The following is a 15,364-nucleotide window of genomic DNA, read 5'->3' on the forward strand; positions in this document are numbered from 1 at the left end:
GGCGGGTTCTCCTCGACTTTCAGGGGTGGGTCCTGGTGGAGCGGGTGCGGGCCGGGGACGCACCGCCGCGCGTCCCCGGCCCGCCGAACGGTGCGGTCAGCTGCGCCAGACGTCGGCGGTCAGCGTGACCTTGCCGGAGGCCGGCACGGTGGCGGTGCGGTTGGCGCCGCTCTCCCAGGTGACGTTGCCGCTCGCGTCCTTGCGGAGGTACTTGTACTCGAACGCCGTACCTGCGGGCAGGCTGACGTCGAGCTTCCAGACGGGGTACGTCGCCGGGTCGAGCTTCAGCGCGCTTGCCGGGTCCCAGCTGCCGAGGGCGGCCTGGCTGCCGGTGACGTAGATGTTCTGGCCGGGCTGGGTGGTGGCGTTGACGCCGAAGGAGGCACCGGACCGGCCGGTTCCCGGGTCCGGGTCGGAGGTGCCGCCGCCGGCACACGTACGGGCGTTGACGTGCAGCGCGACGGCCGTGTTGGAACCGAGGCTGGCGGTGAACTGCCCCGAGCCGTTGACGGTGACGCCGTTGCCGGACTGGACGTCGCAGTAGTCACCGGCGGGCAGCGACGTCTGGAACGTGCGGGTCAGCGAGGAGCCCTCGTGGTTGATCGCGACGTACGCCTTGGCGCCGCGTCCGAACGCGATCTGGTCGCCGCCGTTGTCCCACCAGTTCGAGACGCCCTGACCGCGGGCGGCGTTGCGGAAGCCGACCATGGAGGAGATCTCGCGCCAGGCGTGCTGGCACTTCCAGCCGTCGCTGTAGCAGGCGTTCACCTGGCCACCGCTGGGCGGGCCCGCGTCCTTGTCGGACCACTCGTATCCGGAGTGGACGTCCGGGGAACCGTAGGGGTAGGCCAGCATGAAGACGCTCGCCAGGGTGTAGTTGGCGCCGTCCTTGTAGTTCAGGGTGTCGCCGCCGCGCTCCGTGTCGTGGTTGTCGACGAAGACCGCCGACTTGCCCGACTCCATGAAGCCCCAGCCCTCACCGAAGTTCTTCAGGTTGGCGAGGTTCTCGTTGTTGAAGACCTGCTTGAGGCCGCGGCCGTAGCGGAACTCCTGGACGTCGCCGCTGCCGAGGTACTCGGAGGGCGATACGGCCTCGCCCGCTCCGTAGATCGCCTCGTGCTTCCAGTAGACGCCCGTGTTGCTCAGCCGGGACTTGATGTTGGAGAGGTCTCCGGCCGGCATGTGCTTGGCGGCGTCGATGCGGAAGCCGTCGACTCCGAGGGAGAGCAGGTCGTTGAGGTACGCCGCGATCCGGCCGCGCACGTAGTCCTCGCCGGTGTCCAGGTCGGCCAGGCCGACCAGTTCGCAGTTCTGGATGTTGCCCCGGTCGCCGTAGTTGCTGATCTGCGACTGGCAGTCGTTCATGTCACTGACCGAATAGGTGCCCGGGTAGTCGTACTTGCTGTACGAGGAGCCGCCCGTGCCGGTGCCGGAACCGGCCGACATGTGGTTGATGACCGAGTCGGCTATGACCTTGACGCCCGCGCCGTGACAGGTGCTGACCATGTTCGCGAAGGCCGTACGGTCGCCGAGCCTGCCGGCGATCCTGTAGCTGACCGGCTGGTAGGAGGTCCACCACTGAGCCCCCTGAATGTGCTCCTGGGGCGGCGAGACCTGGACGAAGCCGTAGCCGGCCGGACCGAGGCTGTCCGTGCAGGCCTTGGCCACGGAGTCGAACTTCCACTCGAACATCACCGCGGTGACGTCCTTCTCGCCGGGCGGGGCGGCTTGGGCGGTACCTGCGGCGCCGAGCCCGGTGGGGATGACGAGAGCGGCGGAGCCCATGACCAGGGCGAGCGTGGCAGACAGGGGTCTGCGTGCCATGACGTTCCTCCTGCGGTGGGGGAAGGTGCGGGGATGGCGGAGCAGCCTCACGTGGCAACGCGCCGTGCCGTCAAGGCTCATGAAGGTTCTTGCAGCAAGGATGCAAAACTTCGTGTGCGGCAGACCGTACGATCCTGACCTGCCCCGGTCAACCCCCTGGACATGACGCGATTACATCCCGCTCACATCCGCGAAATCTTGGAGATTTCTTCCTGCAAAGCCTTTCGCAAGATATTGCGAAGCTGTTAAATTCATCCCGACTCCGGCCCGGCCGGCCGGGGGTCCCGGTACGCCGGGCCCCACGCGCCCGTCCGGCCGGGCCGGTCACGCCGAGGAGAGGCCCCGACGTCGCTTCCCCGCCGGCCCATCCCGGGCCGACGCCGGGGCCTCTCCGGCGGCACCGTCACCGGGAGGCTGCGGACAGCCCGGCCCTCCGAATCGGGCCGTTTTCTGTCCGCAACCTCCCAACGACGCCAGTTGGGGGGCGCTGTACGTCTCGAAGCCGGCGCGCGCCCTGGAGTCCGGCGGCCTGATCGAACGCACCCGCGATCCCCGGGACCCGCGCGCCGTACAACTCGCCCCCACCGAGCAGGGACAGGCCGTCGTGCAGCGGGCCAGCGTGGTGGTCCAGGAACTGCTTCAGCAGTTGCTGGAGCCTCTCGGCGGCCTCGAAGCCCCGCGGACGCGCGCGTTCACCGACGAGTTGACGACCCTGCTCGATGTGCCCATCGCTCCATCCGTACCGAACGACGAGAGCACTCAGGGGACAACACCATGACCACTACGTCCACCACCGGACCCGTCGCCGACGCCCGCGCCCTCGGCCTGGCCCACTACGCCGCCCGCGGCGTCTTGGAGCACGTCCTGGCCCGGCACGGCGCCACGTTCCAGCAGCAGATCGTCCTGCGCGCGGCCATCACCACCGACGCCCCGCAGACGCCGGGCGATCTCGTCGCCCAGGTCCAGGGCTTCCTCAAGGCCGATCCGGCCGACATCCGCGCCACCCTCGACGAGTTGCTCGCCGAGCAACTGCTCGATGCGGACGGCGCGCACCTTCGCCCCACTGACGCAGGGCGCGAGCTGCTCGCCGTCGTCGGCGCGGAGACAGCTCCCATCAGCGCCCGCATCTGGGGCGGGCTGCCCGCCGAGGACCTGGCCGCCGCCGGACGCGTCCTCGCCCTGGTCACCGAGCGCGCCGATGCGGAGCTTGCGGCGCTGACCGTCCGACCTCCCGGTGCCGCTCAGGGGCGCGGCAGTGGCTGACGCCAGTCGCCCAGCGTCGTGAGGAGGACCTGGCGGGCGAGCTGACGCATCTCGCCCCACACCGGATCCGCACACAGGGCGTCGACCCGGCGACCGGTCCGGCAGGCGGCATCGATCTCGCCGAGGCGACGGCCTATGGCCCGGAAAGAGCGCAGGTCCTGGGGCTCGAAGGCTCCGCGCTCCGCGAGCCCTTCCGCGATCTGGCAGATGAGCTCCAACTCGTCGACGACGTCCTTCGTCTCCAGCTCACGCTCGCGCAGCCAGGCGAGCTGGTCCGGGGCGTCGGCAGCGAGGAGTGCCATGAAGCGCAGCGTCCAGGTCCGCAGGTTCGCGTCACCGAGGTGGTTCATCCGCGCACGATCATGACTATCGGAGCGGTCCTTGCTCGTCGATGAACGTGGTGGGCGCGGACAGGAACACATCGGTGCGCACCGGGCCGTAGGCGATGTTGAAGGTGTCCAGCCAGTACGACCAGCCCCGGATCCCCATGGCACTGCTGAAGCGGTAGTTGAGCTGCCAGCGCACCCACTGGCCGGGGACGAGCCGCACCGCCGGGGGCCGTCGGGGCCTGGGCGGCAGGGCGAACAAGGGCTGGACCCGTGGGAGGACCCGCAGTCGCCCGTCGGCCTCCCGTAGCTGCACATCGACTGTGCTGCGGTCCGCCTGGGCGTCGTAGGGCTCGAAGCCATCACGCTCATGCATCCGGATCACGTGTGCGGAGGTGACCGTCTCGGGAGGCGGGAGAGCGAAGCCGACCGGGGCCGCGTTCCTGCGCGAGGCGCCCTCCCCGCCCCGGGACTCCTTCGTCCAGGACGTCCGTATCCACTGGACGGTGATCTCCATGGCGCCCCCGCCGAGTCGTCGAAAGGATCACCATATGCGCCTCGGATCACCGCCTCTGTCCGGAGTCACATCCCCAGGACCGAGTCCCGTTGCTCATCGGCGGACGGCTCCTCGCTGAAGATTTCATCTGCTGTGGCGGCGACGAGTGCGCGCATCAACCAACGGCGCGAGACTTCCGAGTTCCGGGTCACGGCAAGTGGTGATCCTCTCGCGAGTTGCGTCGGTGACATCGATACCGCGTGCGCCGAGGATGATCAGGATGCTCTCTGCGCAACCTTCCGCACGCCCTTGCTCACGCACGGGCAAACGGCATCGGAATGAAGTGTTACCGGTCGGCAGAGAGATCCTCGCGGAAGATCTCGTCACCTGTGGCGGCTACGGCTGCGCGGACCAGCCATTGGCCCAGAAGTTCCGGATCGGTGCATGTCCTGATCTTTTCGCGCGTCCGGTCGCTGATCGCGACGCCGCGTGCACCGAGCAGGAGCAAGACAGACTCGGCTCGGCCCTGGGCTCGACCTTGTGCGCGGCCTTGTGCGCGGCCTTCGTCGCGGATTTCCTCGGAGAGCGGCGAGGTGTAGAAGGAGAGATCCACGGCCACCAGGTTCCTCCACTGTTGCGCGGCAGGGCGGTTGCCCAGCCCTTGTGCGATGAATTCGACGAGTGGTTCAACGATCGATTCCGGTGCGTCGCGCAGAGCGACGGACATCGTCTTCAGTATCGCATCGACGTCCGGATTGTCAGCGTGTGTGATCGCCGAGAGTGTGGCGAGCGCAAGGTCCTTCCGGGCTTCGGCCACGTTCGTGATGACGGGCATGTTGTGCGGCCCCGCCACGAGGGGGCGGGTGGTCACGGTCGGCCATTGCGGTAGGCCGATCGTGAGAGGACGGGCGGCCCATGCGGCGGTCGCGTGGTCCTGGCAGACCACGAGGAGAAGGACCGGAATCCGGTATTTGTTGTTGAGGTAGGTGACGTAGTACGGCCAGCTGGCTGTTTTGCCGGGGTCCTGCTTGCCCTGGGCTTCGACGACGAGCAGGAAAGGGCCGTCGTTCTCCGTCCTGATGCGCAGGAGGGTGTCGACGCGCCGTTCGAGCGGCTCGTTCTCGGTGAGGTCGACGGTCAGGATCTCCGCCGACACGAGTGGCGGCAATGGGAGCCCGAGGACGTCGGACAGCTGGGAGAAGAGGCCCGGGTATTCCTGGAAGATGCGGTGCATCGCTTCGTGCGGTGCGCTGACCATGGGTTTCCGTTCGGGATCAGGCGGCTGTGGGCAGGTCGGTGCGGCAGTCGCGGCAGTGGCCGGGGTGCCGCGAACGAAAGGCGCGGTCGCAGCGGTCGCAGTTCTGGAGCGGGATGACGATCGCGCCGGGGCGTGCGGCCTCCAGCTCGTGCGTGCCGGGCAGCGGCGGCGGGAGCAGGGCGGTGATGCGGTGCCGCAGGAGCTTGGCCGGGTGCTTGAGCGGGACGGGCAGGTCGGCGGTGAGTGCGTTCCGGACGGCGTCGGGGTGGGCCTCGCGTTCGAGCCAAATGACGATGCCCGGCGTGAGCACGCTGATGTCCGCCTCGGACAGCATGAGTTGGGGTGCATGCCGCCACAGATCGGCCAGGAGCGCGACGGCCGTGCGCTGGAGCTCCGGGGTGAGCGCCTGCGGCTGCGGAAGCGGTGCGGGCGAGGCCGCGCGGGCGGTCGGGGGCGGCACGAGCACGGTGGCGGGCTGCGGGGCGGAAGTCGGCGTCGGCGGGGCGGGCTCAACCGTGCTGCGCGCGACCCGGGGCTGAGTGGTCCTGACGGCGGGAGTGTCCGCGCCCGGCTGGTTGTACGAGACCGTACGCGTCACGATGCGGCCGTCGGCGAGGCGTACTCGGCTGCGGTGCAGATAACCGGCCGCCTCCAACTCCCTCAGGGCGGCGGCGATACGGGTCTCGCTCTCCGGGAAGCGTTCGGCGAGCCGCTTGATGCCGATCCCCGCTCCGGCCGGCAGCGACTGGATGTGCACGGCCAGGCCGACCGCGACGAGCGAGAGGCCACGATGCTGGGCGAGGTGGTTGCCGATGACGGTGAAGCCTGCGGTGTGCCGGACGTTGACGTGGCTGACGCCGGATACAGCGGGCTGGGCGCACGGAGGCGCGGTAATCTGCTGGGTACCCATCGGGAAGGTCCTTGCTTCCTCGGTGGTCAGGCCCTCGATCGGGATGTCCGTCCCGTCGGGGGCCGTCGCATGTCGGTGGCGGTCGGGGCGAGCATATGCCCGGCAACACATGCCAAATCCAGCTGAGTTGCCTTATGTCACCCGAGTGAGTGACGAAGCGCGCATTGGGGCGGGTTGGGTGGGGAAGGGTCATTTTCCCGAGTCCTTTCAAAGCCTTTAGCGTCGCGGGCCACCGCGTCCCGGCACACCGCGTCCCGGCCCACCGGGTCACGGGTTCCCGCGACCCGGTGACGGCGGTCACCGCCCGAGGTCGAGTTCGGCCCAGACCGTCTTTCGCGGCGCGGGCCCGACCTCGATGCCCCAGCGGTCCGCGAACGCCCCGACGATCAGCAGGCCGCGCCCCGACTCGGCATCGTCGGCAGGCATTTCGACGGCTCCGGGCACAGGAGAAAGCCGATCACCCAGGGTGTCGGTCACCTCGATACGGAGGAGCGCATCGCGGTGGACCGCGAGGCCCAGCCGGAAGTCCCGGCCCGGTACGCGCCCGTGCACGGCCGCGTTGGCGGCCAGTTCGGCCACGGTGTTCGCCGCCGGCTCCGTGGCCAGCCCCCAGTCGCCCAGCTGTGCCGCGGCCAGCAGGCGGGCGAACCTGGCTCCACGGCGGGTGGGCGAGAGCAGCACGGTGAACTGCCGTGTCGGAGCGGAATGTTCGGTTCGGGTGATTTCTTGGGTCACGTCACTCAGCGTGGCCGTTTTTGCTTACTGTGAGGAGTGGCAGGACGGTTACGTACGGTGATTGTCCAGCCCTTGTCCAGTGCTGTCCCGGCTGTCCGGGGTGACTCGCAGGGGACGACAGAGGTTGGTGCAAGAACGGCAGACGCGTCGGAAGTGGGGCACGGATGAGCGTGGATGAAGCAGTTACGACACGCGGGGACGACGGAGCGGACGAGCCCGGCTGGGAGGTCGATCCCGACGACGAGTCGGGAGTAGCCATGGCCGCCACGGTGGGCCGCCAGATCAAGGCCTGGCGGGAGGCAGCAGGCATGCGCGCCGGTGAGTTCGGGGCCGCGATCGGGTACGGCGAGGACCTGGTCTACAAGGTGGAGGGCGGCCGGCGCATCCCCCGCCCGGAGTTCCTTGACAGGGCGGACGAGGTGCTCGGCGCGGGCGGGAAGCTCGCCATGTTGAAGCGAGAGCTGGCAGAGGTCCGGTATCCGAAGAAGGTGCGGGATCTGGCGAAGCTGGAAGCCAGGACCATCGAGTTGGAGGCGTACCACCACCACAACATCAACGGCTTGTTGCAGACCGAGGAGCATATGAGGGCGCTGTTCGCCTCATGGTTGCCGGCCTATACGCACGACGAGATGGAGCGGGTGGTGGCCGCGCGCCTGGCTCGACGGTCCGTCTTCGATCGGACCCCCGCACCGTCGCTGAGCTTTGTCCAGGAAGAGGTGACGCTACGGCGTCCCGTCGGAGGCACAATGGTTCTACGCGGCCAGCTCGAACGCCTATTGGAGCTGGGGCGGTTGCGGAACGTGGCAATCCAGGTGATGCCTACTCATCGGGAGGAACATCCTGGGACGGGCGGGTTAATCGAGGTGCTGAAATTCCCCGACGGCAGCGCGGTGGGTCGTTCCGAGGGGGCGTTCAGCGGCCGTCCGGTCTCCGACCCGAAGCAGCTCAGAATCCTTGGACTGCGCTATGGCATGATCCGGGCGCAGGCTCTTACGCCACGTGAGTCACTGGCCTTCGTTGAGCAACTGCTGGGAGAGACATGATCCACAAGGCCACTGCAGAGGAAGCCACGGAGTTGGAGTGGCTCAGGAGCAGCTACAGCAGCAGTGGTGACGGCAACGACTGCGTCGAGTTGGCGGCCACACCCGGCACCGTGCACGTCCGCGACTCCAAGAACGCGCCCGGCCCCCGCCTCCGCTTCGCCCCCACCGCCTGGGAAGCCTTCCTGGCGTACGCCGCAGAGAACTGACGATGGGGATGCCCGGCAGCGGAGGCGAAGCCGCCACGTACATACGGTTCCAGTCGCCGCACAGGAACAGGCGTGGCCACTTCACCGGGGTCTTCGGGCTCGTCAACAACCTGGCGCGGGAGGGGCGGCTCTCGGATGCGGAGGAGTCCTTCCGCCGCAGCAACAACAGCTGGTACGACGCCGCATACACCGACCCCTCGACCGTTGACCCCACCGTCTACGACGACGGGATCAACCCCGGCGCGGCGGCATGGTTCAAGCCGTCGGCCGCACATCTCCTCACGCGGGTCCCTGGCTATCTGGAGATCCTGGCCGCCCACGAGGTCGATTACCGGGTGCTGCGTTCCTCGGATCCCGGGCGGATCATCTACGAGGACGATGTGCAGATCGTGGTCGTGCCGTACACCTGAGTGCCATCCCGTAAGTCCCTGGCCACGTATGCGTGCGGCTGGCAAGATGACGCCGTGACCTCAAACCGAAAGGCCGATGCCTCGTAGACGGCCTGGCACCCTGCGTGCCCTGCAACACGGCCCTCGCGTCTGGGCGGATCCGCCGCCGAGTCGCATCTACGGGCTCTCCGTCCGTACGAGCCTGGCGATACATCGAGCAGAGCGCCTTTCTGCGGACTACTACGTCTTCCCCGGTGCCACGGCCCTCGCGCTAAGACGCTATCGAGCGTTTCTGCAGCCGCCGGGGCGGCGGCCCTTGTACCCCCAGGAAGCTTTCTGCTCGTGCCGGGGGTGCGCCTTCGCCGATGTGAGGCATGCCCGTGACGTGCTTGAGGAAGCCCTGCATATGCTTCCCGCCCGGCCTCGCGTCGAGCTGAAGCGCCTCGTGGCCGCCCACGACGCTGACCGGAACCTAGGCTCCCAGCGTGACTGCTGTGCCTCCGTCACTGCGAGGAGACGGACCAAAATGCGGGCGTTATGTCCGATTCTGGTGTCCTCTACTTCCCGATGACGGCCAAAGCACCCCCACCGGGCGCACAGAGCGGGGCCGGGTCCCCCTCCGGACCCGGCCCCGCTTCCCGCTCGTTCAGGCGGCCCGCACCGCCGCGGTGGAACCGCGTACCACGAGCTCCGGCTGGAACACGTATTCCGTGCGCTGCACGGGACTTCCGGCGATCTCCTCCAGCAGTGCCCCCACCGCCGCAGCGGCCATCGCCTGTACCGGCTGGCGCACCGTGGTCAGCGGCGGGTCGGTGAACGCGATCAGCTGCGAGTCGTCGAAGCCGACGACGGAGACGTCACGCGGGACGTCCAGTCCTCTCCCCCGGGCCGTCCTGACGACGCCCAGCGCCATCAGGTCGCTGCCGCAGACGATGCCGGTGCAGCCCGCGTCGAGCAGGGTGCCCGCCGCGACCTGGCCGCCCTCGACGCCGAACAGCGTCGAGCACACCAGGAGTTCGGCCTCGCCCCGGTCCATCCCCAGCACGGAGACGGCCGCGTCGACGAAGCCGTCCCGCTTGCGCCGGGACGGCACGTAGCGCTGCGGCCCGATCGCCAGGCCGACCTTCCGGTGGCCGAGCTCGGCGAGGTGCGACACGGCCATCCGTACGGCGGCCGTGTCGTCGGGCGAGACGAACGGGGCACTGATGCGCTCGTTGTAGCCGTTGATCAGGACGAACGGCACGCCGCGGTCGGTGAGCGCGGCGTACCGTGCCGGGTCCGCCGACGTGTCGGCGTGCAGCCCGGAGAGGAAGACGATCCCGCCGACGCCACGCTCGACGAGTTGTTCGACCAGCTCGTCCTCGGTGGCGCCGCCGGGCAGTTGGGTGCAGAGCACGGGCGTGTAGCCGTGCCCGGCGAGGACCTGCTCCACGGACTGCGCGAACGCGGGAAAGATCGGGTTGGTGAGTTCAGGAGTCACCAGCCCGATCAGCCCGGCGCTGCGCTGCCGCAGCCGTACGGGACGTTCGTAGCCGAGGATGTCGAGCGCCGCGAGCACCCGCTGACGCGTGGTGTCCGCGACGCCCGGCTTACCGTTGAGCACCCGGCTGACGGTGGCCTCGCTGACCGCGGCCTGACCGGCGATGTCGGAGAGCCGCAGCGCCGGTCCGGTCCTGGGTGCGGGGACGGTCACACCGTCCACCACACCGTGGTGTCCGCGGGCAGGTCGAACGTGTCGCCGTCGACGGTGACCGGCGTGCTGGCGAGCAGCACGGTGCCGGGGGCCGTCATCCGCACGGGGGCGCCCGTGGTGTTGACGGTGCAGACGAAGCCGGGGCGGCCGAGGACGATGACGCCCTCGGGGGCGTCCAGCCAGGTGACGTCCGTGCCGGCGCCGAGGCCCGGCTGCTCGCGGCGGGCGGCGATCGCGGCACGGTACAGCTCCAGCGTGGAGCCCTCCGTACCGGTCTGCGCCTCGACGGAGAGCTCGCCCCAGCTGTCGGGCTGCGGCAGCCAGCTGCCGCCGTCACCGAAGCCGTACGAGCTGCCCTCACGGGTCCACGGGATCGGCACCCGGCATCCGTCGCGGAAGCCGTCCTGGCCCTCGGCGCGGAAGAACGACGGGTCCTGGCGGGCCTCGTCGGGCAGGTCGGTGACGTCCGGGAGGCCCAGCTCCTCACCCTGGTAGACGTACGCGGAGCCGGGGAGCGCCAGCATCAGCAGGGTCGCGGCGCGAGCCCTGCGCAGTCCGGCCACCCGGTCGCCGGCGGTACGGATCTGGGTGCCCAGGCCCGCCGGGTTGGCGAAGCGGGTGGAGTGCCGGGTGACGTCGTGGTTGGACAGCACCCACGTGGTGGGGGCGCCCACCGGACGCATCGCGTCGAGCGAGGTATCGATGACCTTGCGGAGTTCGTCGGCGTCCCAGGCGGTGGACAGGTACTGGAAGTTGAAGGCCTGGTGCATCTCGTCGGGGCGCACGTAGTTGGCGGTGCGCTCGACGGTGGGGGTCCATGCCTCGGCGACGGCGATCCGCTCGCCGGGGTACTCGTCGAGGATGACGCGCCAGCTGCGGTAGATCTCGTGCACACCGTCCTGGTCGAAGAACGGCATGACATCGTTGCCCAGCAGTTTCAGCTGGTCGTGCGCGCCGAGGTCCGGCAGTCCCTCGGCCTTGACGAGGCCGTGGGCGACGTCGACGCGGAAGCCGTCGACGCCCATGTCGAGCCAGAAGCGCAGGATCGAGCGGAACTCGTCGGCGACGGCCGGGTGCTCCCAGTTGAAGTCGGGCTGTTCCGGCGCGAAGAGGTGCAGGTACCAGTCGCCGGGGGTGCCGTCCGGGTCGGTGGTGCGGGTCCAGGCCGGGCCGCCGAAGATCGACTCCCAGTCGTTGGGCGGGAGTTCGCCGTCGGTGCCCTTGCCGGGGCGGAAGTGGTAGCGCTCGCGCAGGGCGGAGCCGGGGCCCTCGGCCAGGGCGCGCTTGAACCACTCGTGCTGGTCGGAGGAGTGGTTGGGGACCAGGTCGACGATGATGCGCAGGCCCAGGTCGTGGGCCTCGCGGATCAGGGCGTCGGCGTCCAGAAGGGTGCCGAACATCGGGTCGATGGCCCGGTAGTCGGCGACGTCGTAGCCCGCGTCCGCCTGCGGGGAGGCGTAGAACGGGCTGAGCCAGACGGCGTCGACGCCGAGGTCCCTGAGATAGGGGAGCCGGGCGGTGATGCCCGCGAGATCGCCCATGCCGTCGCCGTTTCCGTCGGCGAAGCTCCGTGGATAGACCTGGTAGATCACCGCATCCTGCCACCAGCCGGCACGGGGGCCCGGGGCGTCGTCGGACGTGCCGGTGGAGGGGGCAGCGAGGTGCTGGGTCATGTCGTCCCTGGGGTGTCTGGGTGGGGAGCGGCGCCGGGACCGGGTCGGGGATCCGGCGCCGCCGTGACGGGGTGCGGTCGTGCGGGTCGAACGCGCGGTCAGCCCTTGACTGCTCCGGCGGACATGCCGGTGACCAGGTGCTTCTGCGCGAAGAGGAACACCAGTGCGGCCGGGATCGCGATGAGCACGGACGCCGCGGTCATCGGGCCCCACTGGGCGCCGTACTGGTTGACGAACTTCTGCAGTCCGCCGGCCAGGGTGAGGTTCTCGTCACCGACCATGAAGGCGGAGGCGTAAGCCACTTCGCCCCAGGCGGTGATGAAGGAGTAGAAGGCGGTGACGGCGAGGCCGGGCTTGGCCAGCGGCAGGATCAGGCGCCAGAACGTGCCGAACGGGGTGAGGCCGTCGACCATTCCCGACTCGTCGATCTCGCGCGGGATCGTGTCGAAGAAGCCCTTCATCATCCAGGCGCAGAACGGCACCGAGATGGTGAGGTAGGTGATGACGAGACCGGCCGGCTGGTTGAGCAGGCCCATGGTCGCCATGATGTTGTAGATCGGCACGATGAGGACGGCGACCGGGAACATCTGGGTGACCAGCAGTGTCCACATCAGTCCGCGCTTGCCGGGGAACCGGAAGCGGCTGACCGCGTAGCCGGTGGTGGCGGAGACGAAGACACCGATGAGCGTGGTGAGTCCCGCGATGACCACCGAGTTGCCGAACCAGGTCAGGAACTCCGTGTCCTTGATCAGGTTCGTGTAGTTCTCGAAGGTCGTGTCCTTGAAGAAGTCCGAAGTCGTGGCGAACTTGGCGGGCTTCAGCGAGGTCAGCAGCACCCACAGCACCGGGAAGACCGCGATCACGGACGCGGCGATCAGCGTGAGGTGCAGGGCCACGGAGGCGGCCGGGGAGCGGTCACCGCGCCCCCGGGGCTTGCGGACGGCGTGCCGTGCGGTGGTTTCGGTGAGGGTGGTCACCAGTTGTCTCCCTGCGTGCGGAGCACTCGCCGGTAGACCACGGCGAAGAGCATCAGGAGTACGAGGATCAGCACGCCCCAGGTGGAGGACTGCGCGAAGTCGCGCGGGCTGATCTCGAAGGAGAATTTGTACGCCTGGGTGACCAGGATCTGGGTGGCCTCACCGGGTCCGCCGCGGGTCAGCAGGAAGATCACCGGGAACATGTTGAAGGTCCAGATGGTGGAGAGCAGGATCACCGTGGTGGACACCGGGCGCAGTCCGGGGAGCGTGACGTGGCGGAACCGCTGCCAGGCGGTCGCGCCGTCCATCTCCGCGGCCTCGTACTGCTCCGAGGGGATCGACTGCAGTCCGCCGAGCAGGGCGACCATGATGAACGGGACGCCGAGCCAGACGTTGACGGCGATGACGGAGACCTTCGCCCAGGTGGGGTCGTCCAGCCAGGCTATGCCCTCGAAACCGCTGCCGGTGAGGATCTTGTTGAGCAGCCCGCGGTCCTCGTTGTAGAGGAAGCGCCAGGCGAAGACCGAGACGAAGCCGGGGATGGCCCAGGGCAGGATCAGGGCCATGCGGTAGGCGGAGCGTCCGGCGATGCGGCGGTTGAGGATGTTGGCGAGGGCCATACCGAGGCAGAAGGTGATGCCCACGCAGGAGACCGTCCACACCAGCGTCCAGCCGAGTGTGCCGAGGAACTGGCCGCCCGTCAGGGCGTCGACGTAGTTGTCCACGCCCACGAACTCGTAGGTGGCGGGGATCTCGTTGACGCCGATCGACCGTGCGACGTTGCGCTCATCGGCGTCGGTCAGCGACAGCCAGATGCCGCGGAACAGCGGATAGCCGATGATCACGCCGATCACGATCACGACCGGGGCGACCATGGTCCAGGCGTACCAGTGGACCGAGAGGGCCCGCCGGAGCCTGCTCGGCGGCGGGGGGGTACCAGTACCGCGGCTCCGGCCGCGGGCGACGTCGTCGCCCGCGGCCTTCGCCACCGACTGGCTGGTGTGGACAGCCATCAGCCGGCCTGCCTTCCTGGGTTACTTCCAGCCCTCGAGGAGCTTGCGGTAGGAGTCGCCGGTCGCCTTGGCGCCCTTCTCGGGCGTGGTCTGGCCGGTGAGGACCTTGGTGTACTCGGTGCCGAGCGGGGCGAAGAGGCTGCCCGCCTCGGGGATCCAGGGACGCTCGACGGCGGTCTCGACGACGGGCTTGAAGAACTGGACGATCTCGCTGTCCACGGCCTCCTGCTTGGCGTACACGGAGGTGCGGGTCGGGAGCAGGTTCAGCTCGCCGGCGGTCTGCGCCTGGCTCTCCACCGAGGTCATGTACTCGACGAAGGCGTAGGAGGCGTCCAGGTTCTTGGAGCCCGCGTAGACGGCGAGGTTGTGGCCGCCCTGCGGGGCGCCCTGCGCGGCCGAGCCGGCCGGCACCGCGGAGATGCCCAGGTTCGCCTTGTCGGTGAACTCCTTGCCGGTCAGCGTGTCGCCGACGGCCCACGGGCCGTTGATCATCATCGCGACGTCGCCGTTCTTGAACGACTGCATCATGTTCTCCCAGCCGTCCGTGGCATCCGTCTTCGCGGTGCCGGAGTCGACCAGGTCCTTGACGACCTTGAACGCCTTGACGCCCTCGGGGCTGTCGACCGTGACGGCCTTGCCCTCGGCGTCGACCAGGTCGCCGCCCTCGCCGTACAGGAAGGAGAGGAAGTAGTACGGGTCGTCGCCGCGCAGGTAGAGACCGGTCTTGCCGGTCTTGTCCTTGATCTTCTTGGAGATCGACTTCAGGTCCGCGATGGTCGCGGGCGGCTCGACGCCGGCCTCCTTGAAGATCTTCTTGTTGTAGAAGATGCCCATGGAGTCGATGACCTGCGGGACGGCGTAGGTCTTGCCGTCGTACTTGGTGGACGCGGCGGCCTGCGGAAGGAAGTCGCTCTCGTCCTTCAGCGCGCTGGTGCCGTCCAGCGGGGCGAGGTAGCCGAGGTTCGCGAAGTCCGGGGTCCAGGCGACCTCGGAGCGGATGACGTCCGGGGCGCCGGAGCCGGCCTGCGCGGCGTTCTTGAACTTGTTCTGCGCGTCGCCGAAGGGGACGCTGACGTACTTGACGTCGACCTTCGGGTGCTTCTTCTCGAAGCCCTCGGCGATCTTCTTGAAGACCTTGTCCTCGCTGCCGACGTTCGAGGTGTCCCACCACGTCACCGTGCCGGAGAGCTCGCCCGAGCTCTTGCTTCCGCCGGTCTCGTCGTCACTGCCGCAGGCGGTCGCCGCGAGCGCCAGGGCCGCGACCAGGGCGGTGGCCGTTATGCCACGTCGCATCTGAACTCCTTCAACTGCCGTACCGCTCCGTCGCGGCGCCGGGTCGACGTGAACGTAACAAGGATGAAAGACGGCCGAAAGACTTTGCGGAAGATTTCTGCAAGCCCCGGCGATCGTTACATTGGCGTGTCCTCAAGGTTGCCGTCAAGCCTCTTGACGGAACCCGCTTGAGCCTGCCCACACCAGGCCAGGCCCCGTTCCATGGCGGTACGACGATCCGATCGCGTCCGACCGGCAGCGCCCGCAAGGCGTTGCAAGATGTTGC

General features: G+C 68.8%; 15 protein-coding genes and 1 pseudogene. 5 read left to right on the forward strand and 11 right to left on the reverse strand.

The window, feature by feature from the left end; translation table 11 throughout:
• Positions 1-96 precede the first annotated feature (96 nt).
• Positions 97-1,824 carry a carbohydrate-binding module family 20 domain-containing protein gene (locus tag OG524_RS10200; protein ID WP_405809910.1) on the reverse strand — a complete coding sequence of 576 codons (1,728 nt, stop codon included), beginning with the start codon at positions 1,822-1,824 and terminating at the stop codon, positions 97-99.
• A gap of 484 nt (positions 1,825-2,308) precedes the next feature.
• Here OG524_RS10200 and OG524_RS10205 point away from each other — a divergent pair.
• A pseudogene (locus OG524_RS10205) lies at positions 2,309-2,602 on the forward strand (MarR family transcriptional regulator); the annotation flags it as partial.
• The gene (locus tag OG524_RS10210) at positions 2,599-3,087 is read left to right on the forward strand and encodes a MarR family winged helix-turn-helix transcriptional regulator (protein ID WP_405809912.1); all 489 of its coding nucleotides are present in this window, start codon (positions 2,599-2,601) and stop codon (positions 3,085-3,087) included. The pseudogene OG524_RS10205 and the gene OG524_RS10210, both read left to right, overlap by 4 nt.
• Here OG524_RS10210 and OG524_RS10215 read toward each other — a convergent pair.
• From OG524_RS10215 to OG524_RS10235, 5 genes are all read right to left on the reverse strand, one after another.
• On the reverse strand, positions 3,066-3,437 hold the full coding sequence (locus tag OG524_RS10215) for a hypothetical protein (RefSeq protein WP_405391254.1): 372 nt from the start codon (positions 3,435-3,437) through the stop codon (positions 3,066-3,068). The two genes, OG524_RS10210 and OG524_RS10215, sit on opposite strands and share 22 nt — an antisense overlap.
• A 16-nt stretch (positions 3,438-3,453) precedes the next feature.
• Complete coding sequence (locus OG524_RS10220; protein ID WP_405391253.1) at positions 3,454-3,930, reverse strand: hypothetical protein; 477 nt, start codon at positions 3,928-3,930, stop codon at positions 3,454-3,456.
• Positions 3,931-4,255: 325 nt separating this feature from the next.
• The gene (locus OG524_RS10225) at positions 4,256-5,167 is read right to left on the reverse strand and encodes a hypothetical protein (protein ID WP_405809914.1); all 912 of its coding nucleotides are present in this window, start codon (positions 5,165-5,167) and stop codon (positions 4,256-4,258) included.
• 16 nt (positions 5,168-5,183) lie between these two features.
• Positions 5,184-6,077 (reverse strand): helix-turn-helix domain-containing protein, encoded by an 894-nt coding sequence (locus tag OG524_RS10230; protein WP_405391251.1) that lies wholly within the window; start codon positions 6,075-6,077, stop codon positions 5,184-5,186.
• Between the two features lie 297 nt (positions 6,078-6,374).
• On the reverse strand, positions 6,375-6,812 hold the full coding sequence (locus OG524_RS10235; protein WP_405809915.1) for an ATP-binding protein: 438 nt from the start codon (positions 6,810-6,812) through the stop codon (positions 6,375-6,377).
• Positions 6,813-6,976: 164 nt separating this feature from the next.
• Between OG524_RS10235 and OG524_RS10240 the strand changes: the two genes are divergently transcribed.
• The 3 genes from OG524_RS10240 to OG524_RS10250 are packed head-to-tail and all read left to right on the forward strand — an operon-like array spanning position 6,977 to position 8,471.
• On the forward strand, positions 6,977-7,855 hold the full coding sequence (locus OG524_RS10240; RefSeq protein ID WP_405809917.1) for a helix-turn-helix domain-containing protein: 879 nt from the start codon (positions 6,977-6,979) through the stop codon (positions 7,853-7,855).
• Positions 7,852-8,061: a DUF397 domain-containing protein gene (locus OG524_RS10245; protein WP_405391249.1), complete on the forward strand. Its 210-nt coding sequence runs from the start codon at positions 7,852-7,854 to the stop codon at positions 8,059-8,061. The genes OG524_RS10240 and OG524_RS10245 overlap by 4 nt, the downstream gene beginning before the upstream one ends.
• Before the next feature lie 8 nt (positions 8,062-8,069).
• Positions 8,070-8,471 carry a hypothetical protein gene (locus OG524_RS10250; RefSeq protein WP_405391248.1) on the forward strand — a complete coding sequence of 134 codons (402 nt, stop codon included), beginning with the start codon at positions 8,070-8,072 and terminating at the stop codon, positions 8,469-8,471.
• 625 nt (positions 8,472-9,096) lie between these two features.
• On the opposite strand, the gene OG524_RS10255 is transcribed toward OG524_RS10250, so the two are convergent.
• The 5 genes from OG524_RS10255 to OG524_RS10275 all read right to left on the reverse strand — a co-directional run bounded on the left by OG524_RS10255 (position 9,097) and on the right by OG524_RS10275 (position 15,099).
• The gene (locus OG524_RS10255; RefSeq protein WP_405391247.1) at positions 9,097-10,155 is read right to left on the reverse strand and encodes a LacI family DNA-binding transcriptional regulator; all 1,059 of its coding nucleotides are present in this window, start codon (positions 10,153-10,155) and stop codon (positions 9,097-9,099) included.
• Positions 10,140-11,816 carry an alpha-amylase family glycosyl hydrolase gene (locus OG524_RS10260; RefSeq protein WP_405809920.1) on the reverse strand — a complete coding sequence of 559 codons (1,677 nt, stop codon included), beginning with the start codon at positions 11,814-11,816 and terminating at the stop codon, positions 10,140-10,142. The genes OG524_RS10255 and OG524_RS10260 overlap by 16 nt, the downstream gene beginning before the upstream one ends.
• A gap of 98 nt (positions 11,817-11,914) precedes the next feature.
• A complete protein-coding gene (locus tag OG524_RS10265) occupies positions 11,915-12,793 on the reverse strand; it encodes a sugar ABC transporter permease (protein ID WP_405391245.1) in 879 nt (292 codons plus the stop codon).
• Complete coding sequence (locus OG524_RS10270) at positions 12,790-13,806, reverse strand: carbohydrate ABC transporter permease (protein WP_405391244.1); 1,017 nt, start codon at positions 13,804-13,806, stop codon at positions 12,790-12,792. The genes OG524_RS10265 and OG524_RS10270 overlap by 4 nt, the downstream gene beginning before the upstream one ends.
• A gap of 21 nt (positions 13,807-13,827) precedes the next feature.
• A complete protein-coding gene (locus OG524_RS10275) occupies positions 13,828-15,099 on the reverse strand; it encodes an extracellular solute-binding protein (protein WP_405391243.1) in 1,272 nt (423 codons plus the stop codon).
• Between the last annotated feature and the right edge of the window lie 265 nt (positions 15,100-15,364).

The sequence above is a fragment of the Streptomyces sp. NBC_01520 genome (assembly GCF_045040375.1).
In the GTDB taxonomy this organism is placed as follows: domain Bacteria; phylum Actinomycetota; class Actinomycetes; order Streptomycetales; family Streptomycetaceae; genus Streptomyces.